The sequence below is a fragment of the Brevundimonas sp. 'scallop' genome, assembly GCF_011045535.1.
GTDB classification, from domain to species: Bacteria; Pseudomonadota; Alphaproteobacteria; order Caulobacterales; family Caulobacteraceae; genus Brevundimonas; species Brevundimonas vesicularis.
Genome location: NZ_CP039382.1, coordinates 2,418,472 through 2,436,769, shown reverse-complemented (window position 1 = coordinate 2,436,769; position 18,298 = coordinate 2,418,472). Strand labels below are relative to the sequence as shown.

The 18,298-nt window shown below is 65.2% G+C and carries 14 protein-coding genes; 9 read left to right on the top strand and 5 right to left on the bottom strand.

Features of this window, described 5'->3' with window-relative positions:
* Positions 1 to 18 precede the first annotated feature (18 nt).
* Entirely contained in the window at positions 19 to 1,449 is a 1,431-nt protein-coding gene (locus E4341_RS12140) for a sugar porter family MFS transporter (RefSeq protein WP_165117573.1), read from the top strand.
* Between the two features lie 62 nt (positions 1,450 to 1,511).
* Here E4341_RS12140 and E4341_RS12135 read toward each other — a convergent pair whose 3' ends face one another.
* On the bottom strand, positions 1,512 to 3,368 hold the full coding sequence (locus E4341_RS12135) for a glycoside hydrolase family 9 protein (protein WP_240893544.1): 1,857 nt from the start codon (positions 3,366 to 3,368) through the stop codon (positions 1,512 to 1,514).
* Between the two features lie 206 nt (positions 3,369 to 3,574).
* Here E4341_RS12135 and E4341_RS12130 point away from each other — a divergent pair, with 206 nt between their 5' ends.
* The 6 genes from E4341_RS12130 (at position 3,575) to E4341_RS12105 (ending at position 11,191) form a co-directional block, all read left to right on the top strand.
* The gene (locus E4341_RS12130; RefSeq protein WP_165117571.1) at positions 3,575 to 4,819 is read left to right on the top strand and encodes an MFS transporter; all 1,245 of its coding nucleotides are present in this window, start codon (positions 3,575 to 3,577) and stop codon (positions 4,817 to 4,819) included.
* Positions 4,820 to 4,970: 151 nt separating this feature from the next.
* Positions 4,971 to 5,306 carry a hypothetical protein gene (locus tag E4341_RS12125; protein ID WP_165117569.1) on the top strand — a complete coding sequence of 112 codons (336 nt, stop codon included), beginning with the start codon at positions 4,971 to 4,973 and terminating at the stop codon, positions 5,304 to 5,306.
* Positions 5,307 to 5,336: 30 nt separating this feature from the next.
* Positions 5,337 to 5,924 carry an RNA polymerase sigma factor gene (locus tag E4341_RS12120; RefSeq protein ID WP_165117567.1) on the top strand — a complete coding sequence of 196 codons (588 nt, stop codon included), beginning with the start codon at positions 5,337 to 5,339 and terminating at the stop codon, positions 5,922 to 5,924.
* Positions 5,921 to 6,865, top strand: a complete 945-nt coding sequence (locus E4341_RS12115) for a FecR family protein (RefSeq protein ID WP_165117565.1) — start codon at positions 5,921 to 5,923, stop codon at positions 6,863 to 6,865. The genes E4341_RS12120 and E4341_RS12115 overlap by 4 nt, the downstream gene beginning before the upstream one ends.
* On the top strand, positions 6,852 to 10,001 hold the full coding sequence (locus E4341_RS12110) for a TonB-dependent receptor (protein ID WP_240893543.1): 3,150 nt from the start codon (positions 6,852 to 6,854) through the stop codon (positions 9,999 to 10,001). The genes E4341_RS12115 and E4341_RS12110 overlap by 14 nt, the downstream gene beginning before the upstream one ends.
* Positions 10,002 to 10,078: 77 nt before the next feature.
* The gene (locus E4341_RS12105; RefSeq protein ID WP_165117563.1) at positions 10,079 to 11,191 is read left to right on the top strand and encodes a pectinesterase family protein; all 1,113 of its coding nucleotides are present in this window, start codon (positions 10,079 to 10,081) and stop codon (positions 11,189 to 11,191) included.
* Between the two features lie 64 nt (positions 11,192 to 11,255).
* Here the strand turns inward: E4341_RS12105 and E4341_RS12100 are convergent, their stop codons facing one another.
* Entirely contained in the window at positions 11,256 to 13,769 is a 2,514-nt protein-coding gene (locus tag E4341_RS12100; protein ID WP_165117561.1) for an ABC transporter permease, read from the bottom strand.
* Positions 13,766 to 14,458, bottom strand: a complete 693-nt coding sequence (locus E4341_RS12095; RefSeq protein ID WP_165117559.1) for an ABC transporter ATP-binding protein — start codon at positions 14,456 to 14,458, stop codon at positions 13,766 to 13,768. Before E4341_RS12095 ends, E4341_RS12100 begins: the two co-directional genes overlap by 4 nt.
* Before the next feature lie 240 nt (positions 14,459 to 14,698).
* Here E4341_RS12095 and E4341_RS12090 point away from each other — a divergent pair, with 240 nt between their 5' ends.
* Complete coding sequence (locus E4341_RS12090; protein ID WP_240893542.1) at positions 14,699 to 15,235, top strand: arylesterase; 537 nt, start codon at positions 14,699 to 14,701, stop codon at positions 15,233 to 15,235.
* A 106-nt stretch (positions 15,236 to 15,341) separates the two neighbouring features.
* Positions 15,342 to 15,554 carry a hypothetical protein gene (locus E4341_RS12085; protein ID WP_161638586.1) on the top strand — a complete coding sequence of 71 codons (213 nt, stop codon included), beginning with the start codon at positions 15,342 to 15,344 and terminating at the stop codon, positions 15,552 to 15,554.
* A gap of 81 nt (positions 15,555 to 15,635) precedes the next feature.
* Here E4341_RS12085 and E4341_RS15775 read toward each other — a convergent pair whose 3' ends face one another.
* The gene (locus E4341_RS15775) at positions 15,636 to 16,400 is read right to left on the bottom strand and encodes a hydantoinase B/oxoprolinase family protein (RefSeq protein WP_370458452.1); all 765 of its coding nucleotides are present in this window, start codon (positions 16,398 to 16,400) and stop codon (positions 15,636 to 15,638) included.
* Positions 16,334 to 18,274 (bottom strand): hydantoinase/oxoprolinase family protein, encoded by a 1,941-nt coding sequence (locus tag E4341_RS15770; RefSeq protein WP_370458451.1) that lies wholly within the window; start codon positions 18,272 to 18,274, stop codon positions 16,334 to 16,336. Before E4341_RS15770 ends, E4341_RS15775 begins: the two co-directional genes overlap by 67 nt.
* Positions 18,275 to 18,298: the final 24 nt, after the last annotated feature.

Sequence of the window (18,298 nt, the reverse complement as noted above, 5' to 3'; positions counted from 1 at the left end):
TTCGGAGGGAATATCGAGATGGCAGGACCGACGGGGGGCACGGGCCCCGACATCGCGGGAGACGACCGCGTCAACATGGCCTTCATCGCCCTGATCGTGGCGGTCGCCACCATCGGCGGCTTCATGTTCGGCTATGATTCCGGCGTCATCAACGGCACCCAGGACGGGCTGGAGGCCGCCTTCAACCTGTCGGCCCTGGGCACCGGTTTCAACGTCGGCGCCATCCTGCTCGGCTGCGCCGTCGGCGCCTTCATCGCGGGACGTCTGGCCGACGCCATCGGCCGTCGCACGATCATGCAGATCGCCGCCGCCCTGTTCATCGTCTCGGCCTTCTGGGCGGGCGCGGCCGACAGCTCGGCCCACTTCATCATCGCCCGGTTCATCGGCGGCCTGGGCGTGGGCGCGGCCTCGGTCCTGTCGCCGGCCTATATCTCCGAAGTGACGCCAGCCTCGATCCGCGGCCGACTGTCGTCGGTGCAGCAGATCATGATCATCACCGGCCTGACCGGCGCCTTCGTGGCCAATTACGCCCTGGCCAAGACCGCCGGCGGATCGACGGCGGAGTTCTGGCTGGGCTTCCCCGCCTGGCGCTGGATGTTCTGGCTGCAGGTCATCCCCGCCGCCGTCTATCTGATCGCCCTGCTAGTCATCCCGGAAAGCCCGCGCTTCCTGGTGGTCAAGAATAAGGACGTTCAGGCCGAGGCCGTGCTGTCCAAACTGTTCGGTGCGGGCGCCGGTGCGCGCAAGGTCCAGGAAATCCGCGCCTCGCTGGCGGCCGACCACAAGCCCAAGTTCGCCGACCTGCTGGACCCCGCGACGAAGAAGGTGCGCCCCATCGTCTGGGCCGGCCTGATCCTGGCCGTGTTCCAGCAACTCGTCGGCATCAACATCGTCTTCTACTACGGCGCGGTGCTGTGGCAGTCGGTCGGCTTCTCCGAGAACGACGCGCTGCAGATCAACATCCTGTCCGGCGTCCTGTCGATCGCGGCCTGTCTTGCGGCCATTTCGGTCATCGACAAGATCGGCCGTAAGCCGCTGCTGCTGATCGGTTCGGCGGGCATGTTCGTGACCCTGGCCACCGTCGCCTGGTGCTTCTCCAAGGCCGCCCTGATCGACGGATCGCTGCACCTGGACGACAACACCGGCCTGATCGCCCTGATCGCGGCCAACGCCTATGTCGTCTTCTTCAACTTCAGCTGGGGCCCTGTCATGTGGGTCATGCTGGGCGAGATGTTCCCCAACCAGATGCGGGGTTCGGCCCTGGCCGTCGCCGGCTTCGCCCAGTGGATCGCCAACTTCGCCATCTCGGTCAGCTTCCCGTGGATGGCGGCGACCCTGGGCCTGGTGATCACCTACGGCTTCTACGCGGTCAGCGCCCTGATCTCCTTCTTCCTGGTCCAGGCCTGGGTGAAGGAAACGCGCGGTCGCGAACTGGAAGAGATGGCCTAAGGATTTAAGATCCCAACTTCCGCCGTTCCTCCGAACGGCGGAAGTCCCAGGTCTGCAACGCGTCAGTGATCGTCGATGAAGGCGGCGACCCAAACCAGGGGCGCGTTCCAGTTGATGGCCACTTCGTTCAGGGCATAGGCGTTGATGTCGTCGGCCCAGCAGGTCTGGGCCGCACATTTGCCGACCAGGGTCTTGGCCACGTCGTCGATCATGGCCTGATTGTTCGGCCCGCCCGACAGGGCGCCCGCCGGGGGTAGGGGATAGGCCGGGTCGGCCTGATGCGCCCAAAAGCGATGGTGCGGGTTTTGGACCGGACGATCGCCATAGCCGGTCACATAGGACCGATCCATCGGATTGCGGCCGAGAACATAGTCCAGTGACCAGATCACCGCGTTGCGGAAATTCCAGTCGCCGGTGTAGTCGAACGCAGAGCCTAGGATCACCGCCCGGCTCATCAAGGCGCCGTTCGAACCCCACTCGTATTTCTCGCCCGCGACCGGCAGGCCGTAGCCCTGACCATAGCCGGCGTCGACATAGGCGCGTGCCGCCGCCACGATGTTGGCGCGCACGGTGACCAGATCCTCCGGCGGCAGAACGTCCGGCACAGTCGCCAGCGTCAGCGATCCCAGCGACGCCGTCCAAGAAAAGCCCGGATCGCCAGTCGCGCTTCTGCCCGACAGCGGTCCGCCCAGATAGTAGGGCGAGGTCTTTAGCGCGGTCAGATAGGCCGGATTGCGCGTGGTGGCCAAAAGCTCGGCCGTGGCCCAATAGAATTCATCCGAGAAGTCGTTGTCGCCATAGGCTCCGCCGCCGGCGAAATTCTCTCCGGCCCGAACGTCGCGATTGCGCAGCGCCGCGCGGAAGGCGCGCTGCGACGCCGTCAGACATTGGCGCGCGAAGGCCGGATCGATGTCACGCCAGATCCGCGCGCATTGGGCGCCGACTGCGGCGAGATTGAGCGTCGCGGCCGTACTGGGCGGATACAGAAGGCGCGGCTGGGTATCGTCCGCCGGGGCCATCGGCAGGCCCGTCCACTGCGCATCATGCACCTTGTGATGGACCATGCCGCCGGCGTCGATCTCGGTCAGGGTCAGCGGCTGACCCGGCGTCTGGGCGCCGACCGGGATTTTCAGCTTCATGCCGTCGGCAATCTGCATCTTCAGCAGGAACTCGATCTCGTAACGCCCCTCGTCCAGCAGATCGTTGACGCCGTTTCCGGCCTCGGGAATGTCGACCTTGCCGTCCGCGAAGGCGCTTGCGCCGGGGCCGCCCTTGGCCATGGCGCGTTCATAGGCGTTCAACAGCATCCAGACCGAGATGCCGCCGTTGACGACGTATTTGCCGTGGTCGCCGGCGTCATACCAGCCGCCAGTGACATCCAGAGTGTAGTCGCACCCGGGCCAGACCACGCCGGCCTGATCCGCCCCCGAGAAGCAGGCCGCGACCTCGTGCGGGTGCCCGGCTGCACGCGCCAGATCCGGCCGCGCGACGTGATCCGCCAGGATCGGCACGCCGGCCCGGTTCTGATAGAAATAGGCCAGGGCGTCGTACTTCAGCCGGGCGTGCGGATGTTGCTGGATCGAGAAGGGGCGGCTTTCGTGCGATCCCACGATCAGCCGATAGCCTTCGCCAACGGTCTGCAGAGATTGGAAGTCAACAGTATGCACGGCTTGGCTCGAGGCGGCGTCTTGGCCGAAGACCTTGGACGTGCCTTGGGCCACGTTAGCGCCCGATGGGTCCACCACGCGCCAAGGCAGGGGGCGGGTGGCCCGATCCTCGACCGTTGCCGTCTTCGGCCCTTGGGTTTCGAACCCGATCTGGCTCATCCGGACGGCGCTGGTCTCCGTCTCCGCCTGTGCCGCACCGAAGGCGGCCGCCAGGGCCACGGCCGCGACGCTCGCGCTCGATCTCTTTCTCACCCCAACCTCCCTCAAGGCCTGTGTACTTTCATGAGCGACGCCCATACGCCGACGTGCCGCACGATCCTCGCAAAAACCCTAGCATCTGACAGCGTTGTCACAAGTGATTTGCTGATCGCATTTTGTTGCAGCTACTCACACCGGATGACGCCATGATCGCGCTAGCAAGCGCGTCGGGCCACGTGCCATAGAGGCGGGGCCGCTCGATGGAGGAGGGTGAAGTTTCCAACCGTTCTCAAACCCGCCGCACGTCTCTGGTCCTGGCGGCGTATCTGGTGCTTTTCCTAGCCGCCTTCATCGGTCTGGCGCCCCTGTTCCAAATCGTCGCTCCGCTCCACGCCGCCGCTCTTGACGCCGGGGGTAAAACGGAAATCCTTAGCCGGGCCATGGTCTGGGGCGCGCTCACGGCCGCCGTGGCCAATATCGCCATGGGCGCGATCAGCGACCGGACGCGTTCGCGGTTTGGTCGTCGCCGACCTTGGATTGCGCTTGGGGCGCTGCTGACGGTTTTAAGCTATGTCGGCATATGGCGGTCTTCGACGCCGGGCGAGTTCGTATGGGCCTTGGTCGGATTTCAACTTGCGTTCAACGTGCTCATGGCTCCGCTCTCAGCCGTGTTTGCGGATCGCGTGCCGATTTTGCTGAGAAGTACGGTCTCGGCGATGCTGGGACTGTCGTATCCGCTCGCTGTGGCTTTGGGCTCCAGTCTGATGGCGCTTGGTCCGCAGCACGAACCCGGCAGATTAGCGCTTCTGGCGGGTATTCTTATCGGTGCGGCCGCTTTCTTCCTCATAGTTTTCGATGAGCCGTCTTCGGAACGACAAGGCAGGGCGCCGTCAGCCTACTCTGGCAGGACCGGACATCTGCTTGCCCCGTTCGAATCCCGCAATTTCGCGACGGTCTGGACTGCTCGTCTCCTGATTGCGACCGGTTATGCTCTCGTCAGCACTTACCTGCTGTATTTCGTCACCGATGCCGTTGGATGGCCAGGGCGTAGTCCAGAACGGTCACATGCCGTGCTGACGGGCGTAGCGTTCGCGAGCGTCGTAATCATTACTATCACAATGGCGCTGTTCGGGGCGCGAATCACGCGCCGTCAACCTATTGCTTTCATAGGAGCGGTGGCCCTTAGCATCGGGGCTCTCGCCTTGGCGATCACGCCATCATGGACAGTCGTGATCCTCGCCTTCGCGCTCTATGGAGTGGGGCAGGGGGCCTATGGATCCGTGGAAATGGGATTGATGGCGGACGCCCTTCCCACCCAAGACAATCGTGGTCGGGATATGGGCCTCAACAACCTGGCAGTGGCCTTACCGCAGGCGATGGCCCCAATCGCTGCCCTTATTCTGGAACGTGTAGGTTTTGATATCCGGGGCCTCTACGTCGCAGCAGCAGCGTGTTTCGCTGCTGCTGCGGTTGTTATGACCCTATTTCGATCAGCCCGGACATAAACGTTGTTGGATAACCTGCACGGGCTGAATGGTGCTGTCAGGTTGCCCGGTGCAAGATGCACGTTGCCCGCCCGCCGAGATATCAGGCGGGCGGCGCCACCTATGCGGCCTGAGCCTCCCGGCGCAGAAGCTGCAAAGGTTTAGTCGGCTGATGGCTCATGGCGGCAGTTGGCAATGTCCGCTCTTCGACAGTACATTGCACTATCGCTTCAGCCAAATCTGGCTGAGTATTCGCCTGTCCAGCCACACCGCACGGGGCATATCGGCACTCGCGGCGCACACCTTGATCCTGAGGTTTATTGGGGAGCGCATCTCTGAGTTAGGAGTGCGCGGGGGCGGCCAGTACCGCACGCCGAAGCAGCATGCCGTTCGTGGCTTTGATCTCGTCTTGCAATCAATCAAAGCTGTCAGCGCCATCCTCACCACGTCAGGCACTGCGCATATTTATCTCTTCAGCGTGCACCACCTTCCGAATGCCGCATTTTGACGGAAACGCCCCCGCCGCGCATCGTGACCCATGGGGGAACTGAAGTTGGCTCAAGGCGGTAGAAAATCAGAACAGGAACGCGTTCGCTGGTTGGGGTACGAAATCCTGCCCCACGAGCAGGACGTTCGCGCTTGGCTTCGACGATCGCTTGTGACCTCCAACGACGTCGATGATGTCATTCAGGAATCGTATTGCCGATTGGCTAATCTGAGCGCGGTGGAGCAGATCGAGAGCCCTCGCGCCTATTTCTTCCAGACCGCGCGGTCCGTCGTGCTTGAGCAGATGCGCCGCGCCCGGATTGTTCGGATCGACGCCGTGACGGAAATCGACGCCCTGCGCATCGAGTGGGACGAACCGTCGCCAGAGCGTATCGCCGGGGGACGCAAGGAACTCGAACGCGTAATGAAGATCGTCGCCACATTGCCCGAACGCAGCCGACGCATCTTCGAGATGCGTCGCGTTATGGGGCTGTCTCAAAAGGAGATCGCGCGCCAGTTGGGCGTGTCGGAGAACGTGGTCGAGAACGATGCTGCGCGCGGGTTGAAAGCCGTCCTGGCAGGCTTGGCCAAGGCTGACGCCAATCTTGCCCCACCATCGACAGAGGGGCGGCGCGCATGAGCCGTGAAGCCTCCACAGAGATCGACGCGGCGGCGGCCAAATGGGCCGCTCGACTGGACGCAAACGTGATGAGCGCATCCGACCAGGCGGCCTTGGACGACTGGCTGGCTGGTGACAGCCGTCGTGAGGGCGCTTTGTGGCGGGCGCGGGCGGTCATGGCCTTGATGGTCGAGCCCATGCCTCGGACCCAAACGCATCGTGCGCCGGCGAAGCCCGACCGCCGCGTGCTTATCGGGGGGATGGGATTGGCGGCGGCTGTCGCGGCCGGGGTCGTCCTGACGCCGATCTTGGCGCGTCAGCGCTACCGGACCTTGGTGGGCGAGATTCGCCGCGTGCCCTTGGCCGACGGGTCGATGGCGGCGATCAACACCGACACGACTTTGGACATCCGCTTTCACAAGGCCGAACGCGCTGTGATCCTTGATCAGGGAGAGGCGTGGTTTCAGGTCGCAAAAGATCGAGCGCGGCCTTTTGTTGTGGCGGCGGGCGATGTCCGCGTCCAAGCGGTCGGCACTGCCTTCTCCGTTCGCCGCAAGTCCGGCGGGGCCGAAGTTCGGGTGACGGAAGGCGTCGTGGAGGTCTGGAGCGACAAGGGCGCTGGAAGAATGCGCCGACGCGTCGGCGCCGGTGAACAGGTATTCGTCAGCGACCAGGCCGGCGCGTCCAGCCCGGTGAAGCGTCCGCTGGAAATGGACCGGGCTCTGTCCTGGCGCGAGGGGCAGATTGTTCTGCATGGCGACACGATCGGCGCAGCGGCGGCTGAGTTCAACCGCTACAACAACCGCAAGATCGTGATCGTCGATCCGGATCTGGAAGGCCGTACCGTGGTCGGATGGTTCCGCACCAATGAACCGGAAAGCTTCGCCCAGGCGGTGGGCGTCGCCCATGACGCGAGCGTGAAGGTGGGCGCAGATGTCATCATGCTGGGTGGCGCCGGATAAATCTTTTCTGTCCGGCGACGGAAAGTCGATCGTCGAACATCGAGACTCTCGGAACCCTCGAAGAAGGGTCCGGGAACCAGGAAACAGAAAAAGGGAGGGCCGACGCATGGCCATGTCGCGAAACCAAGGCGCGAGGGCGTCGCTGATGATCGCTGTCAGCACGATGGCGCTGGCCGGCGCCGGCGCCGCTCAGGCTCAGGCCAGACAGTTCAATGTCCCTGCGCAGCCTGCCTCGACCGGCGTGCCGGCCTTCGCACGCCAAGCGGATCTTCAAATCCTGGCGTCGACCGACGCGGTCGCAGGACAACGGACCGCCGCTGTGCAAGGCGTCTATTCGGTTGATCAGGGCCTGGGCCGGCTCCTGCAGGGCAGCAACCTGGTGGTGGCGTCCAACAACGGCCGCACGGCAGTGCTCGCCGGCGCGAGCGTCGCGCCTCAGACCGTCGCTCAGGGAAGCGAGGTCGAAGACCAGGCGGACGAAGTTGAAACTATCGTGGTAACCGGTTTCCGTGCGTCACTGGGCAGCGCGCTCACGGCCAAGCGACGAGCCAATGGCGTCGTGGACGTAATCAAGGCCGAGGACATGGCCGATTTTCCCGACGCCAACCTTGCGGAGTCCATTCAGCGGGTGCCTGGCGTCTCCATCGCACGCGATGCGGGCGAAGGCCGTCAGATCACGGTGCGGGGCCTGGGGCCGCAATTCACCCGCGTCCGCATCAACGGCGTAGAGGGCCAGAGCACCGCGTCGGGCACGGACAGCTCAGGCGGCGCCAACCGCAACCGAGCCTTTGACTTCAATGTCTTCGCGTCCGAGCTTTTCAACAGCATCACGGTCCGCAAGACCGCCTCGGCCGAGACGGAAGAGGGGTCGTTGGGGGCTACGGTCGATCTGCAGACCGGTCGTCCGTTCGACTACGCCGGCGCCAACCTCGTTGTGTCGGGCCAATACGGCTACAATGATCTGTCCCGGGAATGGGACCCGCGATTTGCGGCCCTCGCCAGCAATACCTGGATGGATGGGCGTCTCGGAGCCCTCGTCTCGGTGGCCTATACCAAGCGTCGGCTTTTGGAGGAAGGACATGGTTCCGGCGGCTGGCTCAACGGGACCGAGGCTGGCGGCTATAACCCCGCATCACCCTTTGCCGATGCGAGGCGAGCCGATGTCTATACGCCTCGTTTTCCGCGCTACGGACGCCTGACACACGATCAGGAGCGCTTAGGCCTGACGGGATCCGTGCAGTTCCGCCCGCAGGAACAGACGTTGATCAATCTCGATCTGCTCTACTCTGACTTCAAAGCCACGCGTCAGGAAAACTGGCTGGAAGCCCTGTCCTTCGCCCGCAACGCGTCGCAGGGCGGCCGACCAGAAATCATCGTGCGCGACGGCGTCATCGATGCCAACGGCGACATGGTCTACGGCTTGTTCGATGACGTCGATGTGGAGACGGAAACCCGCTTCGACGAGCTCGACACCAAATATACGCAAGGGACGCTGAGCCTGGAGCACGCGTTCAGCGACCGATTCAGGATCAAGGGCCTGGTGGGCTATTCCAAGTCTGATTTTGACAATCCGATCCAGACGACGGTCATTCTGAACCGTGAAAATTCGGACAACTACTCATACGACTATCGCGAAAACCGCAACGCGCCATTGATCCGGTTCGGCTATGACGTGACCGACCCGCTGGCCTACAACTTCGGGGCGGCGCGCTCGGAAATCCGCCTGCGCCCGCAGGGCGTCACCAACACGATCAAGACTGCGCAACTTGACGGCGGCTACGATCTGACGCCGTCGCTGACGCTTAAGGCCGGGGTGAACTACAAAGAATATGAGTTCGACTCCTGGGCTCTGGCGCGGGTCAACGAGGGCGTGGTGCCGCAACTGCCTGCTGGCGTGACCCTGGCCAGCCTGACCGAGTTGGTCAGCGGGTTTGGTCGCAATCTTGGCGCACCGAACGGCACCGTCACCAACTGGATCGCGCCGAACCTCAACGCCTTTGCCGACCTGTTTAACATTTACAGCGGCACGGGACTGTTCGAACTCAGCGGCGCCTCCAACGCCAATGCCCGTGGCAACATCCGCAATGTGACCGAGAAGGACTCGGCCGCCTATCTGCAGCTCGACTTTGACACCGAACTTGGAGGCGTTCCGGTACGCGGCGACATCGGTGTGCGCTACGTCAAGACGAAACAGAGCTCGACCGGCTATCAACTGGTCGCGGGCGCCGCGCAGCAGACGACAGTCGATCGCGACTATGACGACGTTTTGCCGGCGCTGAATCTGACGGCCGAAGTCACGCCGGACTTCCTGGTGCGGTTCGGCGCCGCCAAGGTCATGACCCGTCCAAACCTGGGCAGTGTGACGCCGGGCGGCAGCCTCAGCACGGTCGGCGTGTTCAGCGTCAGCTCGGGCAATCCGTATTTGGATCCCATCCGCGCCACGACCTACGATTTGTCGGCGGAATGGTATTTCGCGCCTGACGCCCTGCTGTCAGTCGGCCTGTTCTACAAGGACATCGAAAGCTACATTCAAACCTCTCGAACCTCCCAGCCTTTCAATCAATCCGGCTTGCCGCTGGAGTTGCTGAACGGCCTGGGTGTTTCGCCCAGCGACGTCTTCCTGTTCAGCCAGCCGGTGAACACCGAAGGCGGCCCGCTGAAGGGAATCGAGATCAGCTACCAACAGCCCTTCACCTTCCTGCCCGGACCGTTCGACAATCTCGGCGCCATCTTCAACGTCACGCTGGTGGACTCCAAGATCAGCTATATTTCCTCGCGATCGCCGACGGGCTTCGTTGAAAATGATCTGCTCGGCCTTTCGAAGACCGCCTACAACGCCACCCTCTATTACGAAGACGATCGGTTCAGCGCCCGCGTCTCGGCCGCCTATCGCGATCGCTATCTGACCGCGGTCCCTAGCGGCACCAGCACCAATGACATCGATGGCGTGCGTGACATCGTGACGGTGGACGCCTCGGCCTCCTATGCTTTGACGGACCGCATCAAGGTGACGTTTGAAGGTTTGAACCTGACCGACGCCTTCAATGAGCAGTACACCGACAGTCGACGGGATAGCATCTACGTCTATTCGCACACCGGAAGGCAGTACAACTTTGGCGTCCGCTACACCTTCTAAGACACTCCCAACTCCTCCGGGAGACTGGGCGCTGGCCGACCTGTCGGCCGGCGCCTTCTTTTTCATTAGGGACTCTCATGCGTCTGTCATTCTCGCGCCGTCAGGCGCTTGTCGCCGCAGCAGCTTTGCCGATGATGGCGCCGCCGTCTTCCTGGGCCGCTGTGGCACCCTACGATGCTGTGCTGGGGACAAGCGACTCCGGTCGTCGGGTCGGCGCGCCGTCCTATCCCACCCTTTCCGCCGCCATCGCCGCCGCACCGGCGGGCGGGCGAAAGCCGTTCCGCATCCTGATCACGCGCGGCATCTGGACCGAGCAAGTTGTGGTCGATAAGCCCTTCGTTCATCTGATCGGCGAGGATCGGTCAGGCTCGGTGATCAATCACCTGGCGGCATCGGGATTGGCGGCGCCGGATGGGCGGATGTGGGGCACATTCCGCACCCCGACCCTGTTCGTCCGCGCGCCCGATTTTCACGCCGAGAACATGACGATCAACAATGCCTTCGACGGTCTGGCGGAAATGACCAAGCCGAACGGCCTGCACTCTCACAATGGCGCAGGGCCCCAAGCCGTGGCTCTGATGATGGACAAGGGGTCGGATCGCGCAGTCGTCCGCAACTGCGATATTCTCAGCTATCAGGACACCTTGTTCCCCGACGCGGGCGCGACACTGTTCGAAAACTGCCTGATCACTGGCAGCTATGACTTCATCTTCGGTGGTGGGCGTGCTTGGTTCGAACGTTGCGAAATCCGATCTCGACTGCGTCCCGCCGATCCGGTCGAAGGCTATATCGCCGCCCCAAGCACACCGATCGAGCAGGACTACGGCTTTGTCTTCCACGATTGCCGTCTCACCAAGGACGCCGGCGTCCTGCGGCATTCCGTGTTTTTGGGACGCCCTTGGCGACCGTCCAGCACCTTCCCTGATGGTCGGTACGGCGATCCGAAGTTTGTCGGCGCAGCGACCTTCCTCGACTGCTGGATGGACGACCATATCGCGCCGGCGGGCTGGACCGAGATGTGGTACACCGGCCGCGACGGCAATCCCCGCACAATGCTTCAGCCGGAAGACGCCCGCTTCGCTACCTTCGGATCGCGCGGACCTGGTCGCGCAGACTTTTCGCGGGGCAAGCGTCTGACGCACCCGCAGGCGAGGCGGATCGATAGAGCTGCCGTCATAGGACGACGCTAGCCGCTATGCAGCGTGCTTAATTTTCCGAACCGGCATCCAGGCGAACTGGACGTTACCATTCCGATCAATCCGATCGAAGAACCGGCGCCGGGCGTCGCGACAGGGCGTGCAGGGCCGCCACACCGCCGCCCAGAGCCGCGACGCCCGTGGCGCTGGTGAGAAGAAGAACAACGCCGGTCCAGTCCACACTCCATGTCGCCTTGAACGCGAGGGTCACGACCGGCCAGGCGCCGGCGGCGCCGAGAAGAAGGCCGGCGAGACCGGCGATGGCGCCGACCAGGCTGTATTCAACGAGGTAGGCGGTCAGGATTTGGGCGTGGGAGCCGCCCAGCACCTTGAGGACGGCGGCCTCGCGCGCCCGCTCGCGCACGCCCGCCGCAATAGCTCCGACAAGAACGAGCAGGCCCGCGAGACCGGCGACGGCCGCGGCCCCGCGAATGGCCAGGGCGAGGCGGTCGAACAGGGTGGCGGCGGCCTCGAGCTGCTCGCGGACGCTGATGATGTTCACCTCTCGGAAGTCTGCGCCAAGCGCCTGCGTCAGGGCGCGTTCTTCGGCGGGCGAGGCGCGGGCGATGGCGACGCTGCGCGGATTGGCGCCTTCGATGGCGGCGGCGTTCAGGACGAGCAGGAAGTTGGTCCCGAACCCACCCGGCTCGGTCCGACGAAGGGCGGCGATGCGCACATCCATCTCGCGGCCCAGCAGTTGCAGGGTCAGGCTGTCGCCCACCTTGAGATCGGCGGCCTTGGCCAGATCCCGAGAGAGCGCGATCTGAGGCGGACCGGCATAGTCGGCGGCCCACCATTTGCCGGACACGACATTCGCATCGTCCGGCGCGCCGGCCAGGGCGGACAGGAGAATATCCTGATCGAAGGCCCAGCGTTCGCCTTGAGGCAGGGCGTCCACATCGACCGGCGCGCCCTTCAACCGCACGATCCGCCCGGTCAGCAGGGGAAGGCGCCGATAGCGATCCGGTCCGGGCGTCGCCATCACCTTCGCCACCGCCGCATCGAACGCCGCGCCGCGATCAGCGGGGATTTCCGTGAAGACGACGGATGGGGCTGATCGTGGTGCGACCTCGGTGATCTGACCCAGCAGGCTGGACTGGATCAGGACCACCATCGCCAAAAGCGCGACACCCAGGCCGATGGCGGGGGAGGCGGTGCGCGCCGCCGAGCGCGGACCGGCGAGATTGGCCAACCCCAGCCGCACCGCCCCGCCGACGTGCCGTCTCAAACGCCCGGCCAAAAAGGCCGCCGCACGGCCGAGCGCCCACAGAAGGGCGAAGGCGACGACCGTGCCGCCGATCAAGGCCGCCGCTGCAAGCTTGGACGGCGCGGTCCAAAGGGCCAGACCCGCCAGGCCGATGGCGGCCAGGACAGAGAAGACCAGTTCGACGCCGAGAACCGCTCGGTCGGTAAGCTGGCGACGGAACAAGGCGGAAGGCGGCGTGGCGCGGGCGCGGGCCAGGGGCGCGAGCGCGAAGGCGGCGGCCGCCAAAAGGCCGAATGCTCCGGCCTTGACCAGTGGCGCCGGATAGACCGCGAAGAGGGCGGGGATGGGCAGGCTGTCCTTCGCCAGCACGCCGATGACGAGCGGCGCGACGGCTCCGATCAACAGCCCGATAGCGACCCCGACGGCGGCCAACACGCCGATCTGGATCAGATAGATGTCGCGGATCAGCCCGCCCTCGGCGCCGAGGGCCTTCAGCGTCGCGATCGACGGCTTGCGCCCCTCGAGATAGGCCGAAACGGCGCCCCCGACGCCGAGTCCGCCGGCCACCAGAGACGCCAGGCCGATGAAGCCCAAGAAATACTCCAGCTGATCGATCAGCCGTCCGGCGCCGGCGGCGGCCTCCGACCGATCCCGGGCGTCGAGCCGACTTTGCGGAAACCGCTTTTCGACGCCAGCGATGGCGGCCTTGGGATCGACGCCGGCAGGAAGGGCGATGCGCACCGCCTCGCCGAACAGGCCGCCGGGCGCGAGCAGGCCGGCCTGTTCGACGGCGGGGACCGTCGTCACCACGCGCGGCCCGAGCGCAAAGCCCCGACCCAGGCGGTCGGGTTCGGCCAGCAGGACGGCGCGGGCGATGAACCGCGCGCCGCCGACGGTGAAGGTGTCGCCGAGCTTGAGATTCAATCGGTCCAGCAGGCCCTGTTCGACGACGGCCCCGGCCAAACCGTTCTCGACGCGCAAGGCCGTGTCCAGATCAGGGGCGCCCGACAGTTTGACCACGCCGACCAAGGGATAGGCGGCATCGACCCCGCGCATATCGACCAGACGACGCTGGCCGGTTCCGGTTTCGGCCATGCCGTTGGCTCGGACCGAATAGGCCACGGGTCCCATCGCGGCGAAGGCGGCGCGTTGGTCAGGGCTGAACCGGCCTTGGTCGAGGCTGAACACCACGTCGCCGCCGAGAATCTCCCGCGCCTGACTGGCCAGCCCTTGGCGGAAGGCCTCTGCGGTCGATCCCGAGGCGGCGATCGCCGCCACGCCCAGCGCCAGACAGGCCAAAAAGATACGGAATCCCGCAATTCCGGAACGGAGTTCGCGGCGGGCGAAGCGGAAGGCGAGCCTCATGCAGAGGCCTGCGCCGGGGCGACGACCTGGCCGTCGCGCATCGTCACGATCCGGTCCGCGCGCGCGGCGAGACGGTCGTCATGGGTCACCATGACCAGGGCCGCGCCGCTGTCGCGCACGAGGTCGAACAGCAAGTCGGCGACCAAAGCGCCGTTGGTCCCGTCCAGATTTCCGGTCGGTTCGTCAGCGAACAGAAGCTCGGGCCCGACCGCCAGGGCGCGGGCCAGGGCGACACGCTGCTGCTCGCCGCCGGACATCTGGTGAGGATAGTGCGACCGCCGGGCGCCCAGGCCGACCCGCTCCAGCCAGCTACTCGCCAAGGCCACAGCCCCCGGCCTGTGGGCCAGCTCCAGCGGCGCGGACACATTTTCCTCGGCCGTCATATTGGGCAGGAGGTGGAAGCTTTGAAAAACCAGAGCGGCGCGTCCCCGACGCAGGCGGGCGCGGCCGTCCTCGCCCAGCGCGGCCATATCCTGACCGAACAGCATGGCCCGGCCCCGGGTCGGGGTTTCCAGCCCTGCGGCGATGGAGATCAGCGACGACTTGCCCGATCCGGAGGGGCCGACGATGGCGACCGTCTCGCCCGGCGCTACGACCAGGTCCACGCCGCGAAGGATTTCCACGGGTCCTGCCGCCGAGGGCAGGGTGAGGACGACGCCGTCGAGGACGAGCGGGGCGGCTGAAGCCATCGATATGTCGCCTGCTGGATTGGGGTGAGGAAAGCCGATCCCTATATGGGGGCGCAGATCATGACTCCAAAGCCCTCCTCACCCATGCCGTCCATTCCACGCCGCACGCTCCTGACCGGAGGGGTGGGGCTCGTCCTCGCCGGATGCAGCGCCTCGAAAGAGGACACGTCAGAGACGCCGGCTAAGCCTTCGGTCTCGCCTTCACCCACGGCCGTACCTTCGGACGGGCCGGAAAAGATCGTGACCCTCTTGGGAGATTCCATCACCGCCGGATTCGGCCTGCCTTCCGCCGAGGCTCTGCCTGTGCGCCTGGAAGAGGCGTTGAGGGCAAAGGGGCTCCGGGTCAGGGTTCGCGGCGCCGGCGTGTCGGGTGACACGACCGGCGGCGGACTGGCCCGGGTCAGCTACAGCGTCCAGTACGACACCGACCTATGCATCGTGGCCCTGGGGGGAAATGACATGCTACAGGGCGTGGATACCAAAACGGTTCGGGCCAATCTTGAGGCGATCATCGCGTCGCTGAAGGCGCGCGATATTCCCGTCCTGCTCGCAGGGATGAAGGCCCCGCCTCAATACGGCGCCTACGCCGTCGAGTTCGACCGCATCTTCGCGGACTTGGCGCGCAACGAAGATGTTCCGACCTATCCCTTCCTACTGGAAGGGGTGGCCCTGGATCGCCGTTACAACCAGCCGGATGGCATCCATCCCAACGCTGAAGGAGTGCGCATCATCGCAGACGGCTTGGCCCCGGTCGTCGCAAAAGCGCTGTCCGTGTAATCGAGGACGTGGCGACGTTATGAGATCGCACCGAGCCTCCGATTGCTCGTCGCTTTGTGCGATGGAGCTGACTGTTGTTTGAAAAGAATTCCTGTCTGAGCGTCCTATGCCGAAATCCAACGACACCGTGCATCTGCGCTTCACGCTAAAGGGCGAAAGCGGTCCATTCTGGCAGACCAATGCAACAGTGGCCTCGGTCGCCAACGGAACCGCCCTGCTCGACGGCCTGGACCGCCAGATCGCAGCCCGTATCGCCGATTTTCGCCGAGCCGGGGAGGGCCGTTGGACGCTCGATTTCGAAGTCCGGGCGCGGCCGTGACCACTTAGCTATCGTGGTTCGTCTGCATCACATGCCTGAATGCCGAAGACTAAAAGGTGGTGCTGGCCGGCAGCAACGCCGTCAATGGGCGCCCGAGCCGCCGGCGATGGTCTCGTAATACTGGCGGGCGTCGTCGCCGAAGGTGAAGTTGTTCATCGTCCCCTGGCTGGCGGCCAGGACGCCCAAGGCGCCGTAAAGCGTGTCCACCACCGCCTGGCTGGTTTCGACATTGCCGGCGACGACGGCGGCGGGATAGCGAGGGTTCAGCATCGATCCCTTCGGCACGATCAACTCGATCGGCTTCAAGCAGCCTTCGTTCAACGGGATCGCGTCGTCGACCAGGGTGCGGAAGACATAGAGTGTCGCCGCTCGCGTGATCGACAGGGGGGCGTTGAAGTTGGTCGGGCGCTGTTCGCTGGTTCCGGTGAAATCGACGACAGCGCTGCGCTGTATCGGATCGACATCGATGCGGACCCGGATGACGGCCCCATCGTCCATCTCATAGGCGAAGGCGCTGGGCTTCAGGGCGGCGACGGCGCGGCGGACGGCCTCTTCGGCATTGTCCTGAATATGGCGAATGTAGGCGACAACGACGGGACGACCGAACTCCTGCGTCATGCGGATCAGTTCGTCGGCGCCGCGCGTGCAGGAGGCGATCTGGGCCTTCAGGTCGGCCATGTTCTGATCGACGTTGCGCGACGGATGACGGCCCGAGGCGAACAGGGCGCGGGTCTCGGCGTCGCGCAATCGCCCGGCATCCACCAGCAGGAAGTCATCGATCAGCACGCCTTCGTCGTCCACCGTCCGCGACGAGGCGGGCATGGAGCCCGGCGTCGTGCCGCCCACGTCTGCGTGGTGCCCCCGCGCCGCGACGAAAAAGGCCGGCGCATCATCTCAAGGAACACCGGCATGACGACGGTGATGTCGGGCAGATGGGTGCCGCCATTGTAGGGGGCGTTCAACATATAGACGTCGCCCCGATTCATCCGCCCGCCGCGAGACGCGATCACGGTGCGGATGCTCTCGCCCATTGATCCCAGGTGGACCGGGATGTGCGGAGCGTTGGCGATCAGGGCGCCGGTCGCGTCGAAGACGGCGCAGGAGAAGTCCAGACGTTCCTTGATGTTCACCGAATAGGCCGTGGCGCGCAGGGCCTCGCCCATCTGTTCGGCGCAGGCCATGAAGCGGCTGTTGAACACCTCAAGCATGATCGGATCGACATCCGTGCCGATGGCGACGCGGGCGGGCAGGGGAACGACCCGCTCCAGCAGCAGATTGGCCTGGGCGTCCACGGTCGCCCGCCAGCCCGGCTCGACCACGGTGGTGCCGGTGTCCTCCAGCAGGATGGCCGGGCCGTCCACGTCGACGCCGGGCGTCAGGGCGTCGCGGCGATAGACGGGGGTCGGCCGGTCCTGACCGGCCATGCGGACGGTCAGTTCGGCGACGGTCTCAAGCGCGCCGGTCGCGGACGAGATAGAAGGGGCTGATGGCGTCTGGCCCGAATGGCCGACGGCCTCGACCTCCAGCGTCTCGACGACCAGGGCCTTGTCCTCGGCGAAGAAGCCGAAGCGGCGGCGGTGCAGGTCCTCGAAGGCCTGGGCCATCGCATCGGCAGGACCGAAAGGCACGACCAGGGGCGTGTCGGAACCAGCGAACTTGATCTCGGCGCGGGCGAGAATGGAGACGTCGGCTGTGAAGCCCTGGGCTTCGAGATCGGCGCGAGCGGTGGCCGACAGTTGGGCGATCCGGTCGGCCAGGGCGGCGTCGCGTCCGGCGTCCAGCGGCGCGGCCTCGGTCGCCTGTCGGATGGCGCGCACCTCGGCCAGGCCCATGCCATAGGCCGACAACACCCCCGCAAACGGATGCAGCAGCACCTTGGTCATGCCCAGGGTGTCGGCGACCAGACAGGCGTGTTGCCCGCCTGCGCCGCCGAAACAGTTCAGCACATAGCGTGTCACGTCATAGCCGCGCTGGATCGAGATCTTGCGTATCGCCTCGGCCATGTTCTGGACGGCGATGATCACGAACCCCTCGGCCAGTTCGCCTGGCGTCGTCGTGCGTCCGGTCGCCGTCGAGACTTCGGCAGCCAAGGCCTCGAACCGGGTCCGAACCGCACGGACGTCCAGCGGTTGGTCCGCGTCAGGGCCGAAGACGGCGGGGAAGAAGTCAGGGCTCAGCTTGCCCAGCATGACGTTGCAGTCCGTCACCGTCAGCGGCCCGCCGCGCCGATAGGCGGCCGGTCCCGGAACCGCGCCGGCCGATTCCGGCCCGACCCTCAGCCGTCCGCCCTCGAACCGGCAGATCGAACCGCCGCCCGCCGCGACGGTGTGGATGCTCAGCATCGGCGCCCGCAGCCTGACCCCGGCGACCACGGCGTCGGACGTGCGTTCGTACTCGCCGGCGAAGTGGGACACGTCTGTCGAGGTGCCGCCCATGTCGAAGCCGATGGCCCGCTCAAAGCCTGCCGCCTTGGCCGTCTCGGCCATGGCGACCACGCCGCCCGCTGGTCCCGACAGGATGGCGTCCTTGCCCCGGAAGGCGTCGGCGGCTGTCAGACCGCCCGACGACTGCATGAACTGAAGCGGCGTGTCCGGCCCCAGGTCGGACCCGACCCGCTCCACATAGGCGCGCAGGATCGGCGACAGATAGGCGTCGGCGACCGTCGTGTCGCCACGCCCGATCAGCTTGATCAGCGCCCCGATCTCATGACTGACCGACACCTGTTCGAACCCGACCTCGCGCGC

Bases quoted from the DNA above. Each gene is read 5' to 3' on its own strand.
- E4341_RS12085 (WP_161638586.1), top strand. From the start codon at position 15,342: ATGCCGAAATCCAACGACACCGTGCATCTGCGCTTCACGCTAAAGGGC.
- E4341_RS12115 (WP_165117565.1), top strand. From the start codon at position 5,921: ATGAGCCGTGAAGCCTCCACAGAGATCGACGCGGCGGCGGCCAAATGG.
- E4341_RS12120 (WP_165117567.1), top strand. From the start codon at position 5,337: ATGGGGGAACTGAAGTTGGCTCAAGGCGGTAGAAAATCAGAACAGGAA.
- E4341_RS12130 (WP_165117571.1), top strand. From the start codon at position 3,575: ATGGAGGAGGGTGAAGTTTCCAACCGTTCTCAAACCCGCCGCACGTCT.
- E4341_RS12095 (WP_165117559.1), bottom strand. From the start codon at position 14,458: ATGGCTTCAGCCGCCCCGCTCGTCCTCGACGGCGTCGTCCTCACCCTG.
- E4341_RS12100 (WP_165117561.1), bottom strand. From the start codon at position 13,769: ATGAGGCTCGCCTTCCGCTTCGCCCGCCGCGAACTCCGTTCCGGAATT.
- E4341_RS12105 (WP_165117563.1), top strand. From the start codon at position 10,079: ATGCGTCTGTCATTCTCGCGCCGTCAGGCGCTTGTCGCCGCAGCAGCT.
- E4341_RS12125 (WP_165117569.1), top strand. From the start codon at position 4,971: ATGGCTCATGGCGGCAGTTGGCAATGTCCGCTCTTCGACAGTACATTG.
- E4341_RS12140 (WP_165117573.1), top strand. From the start codon at position 19: ATGGCAGGACCGACGGGGGGCACGGGCCCCGACATCGCGGGAGACGAC.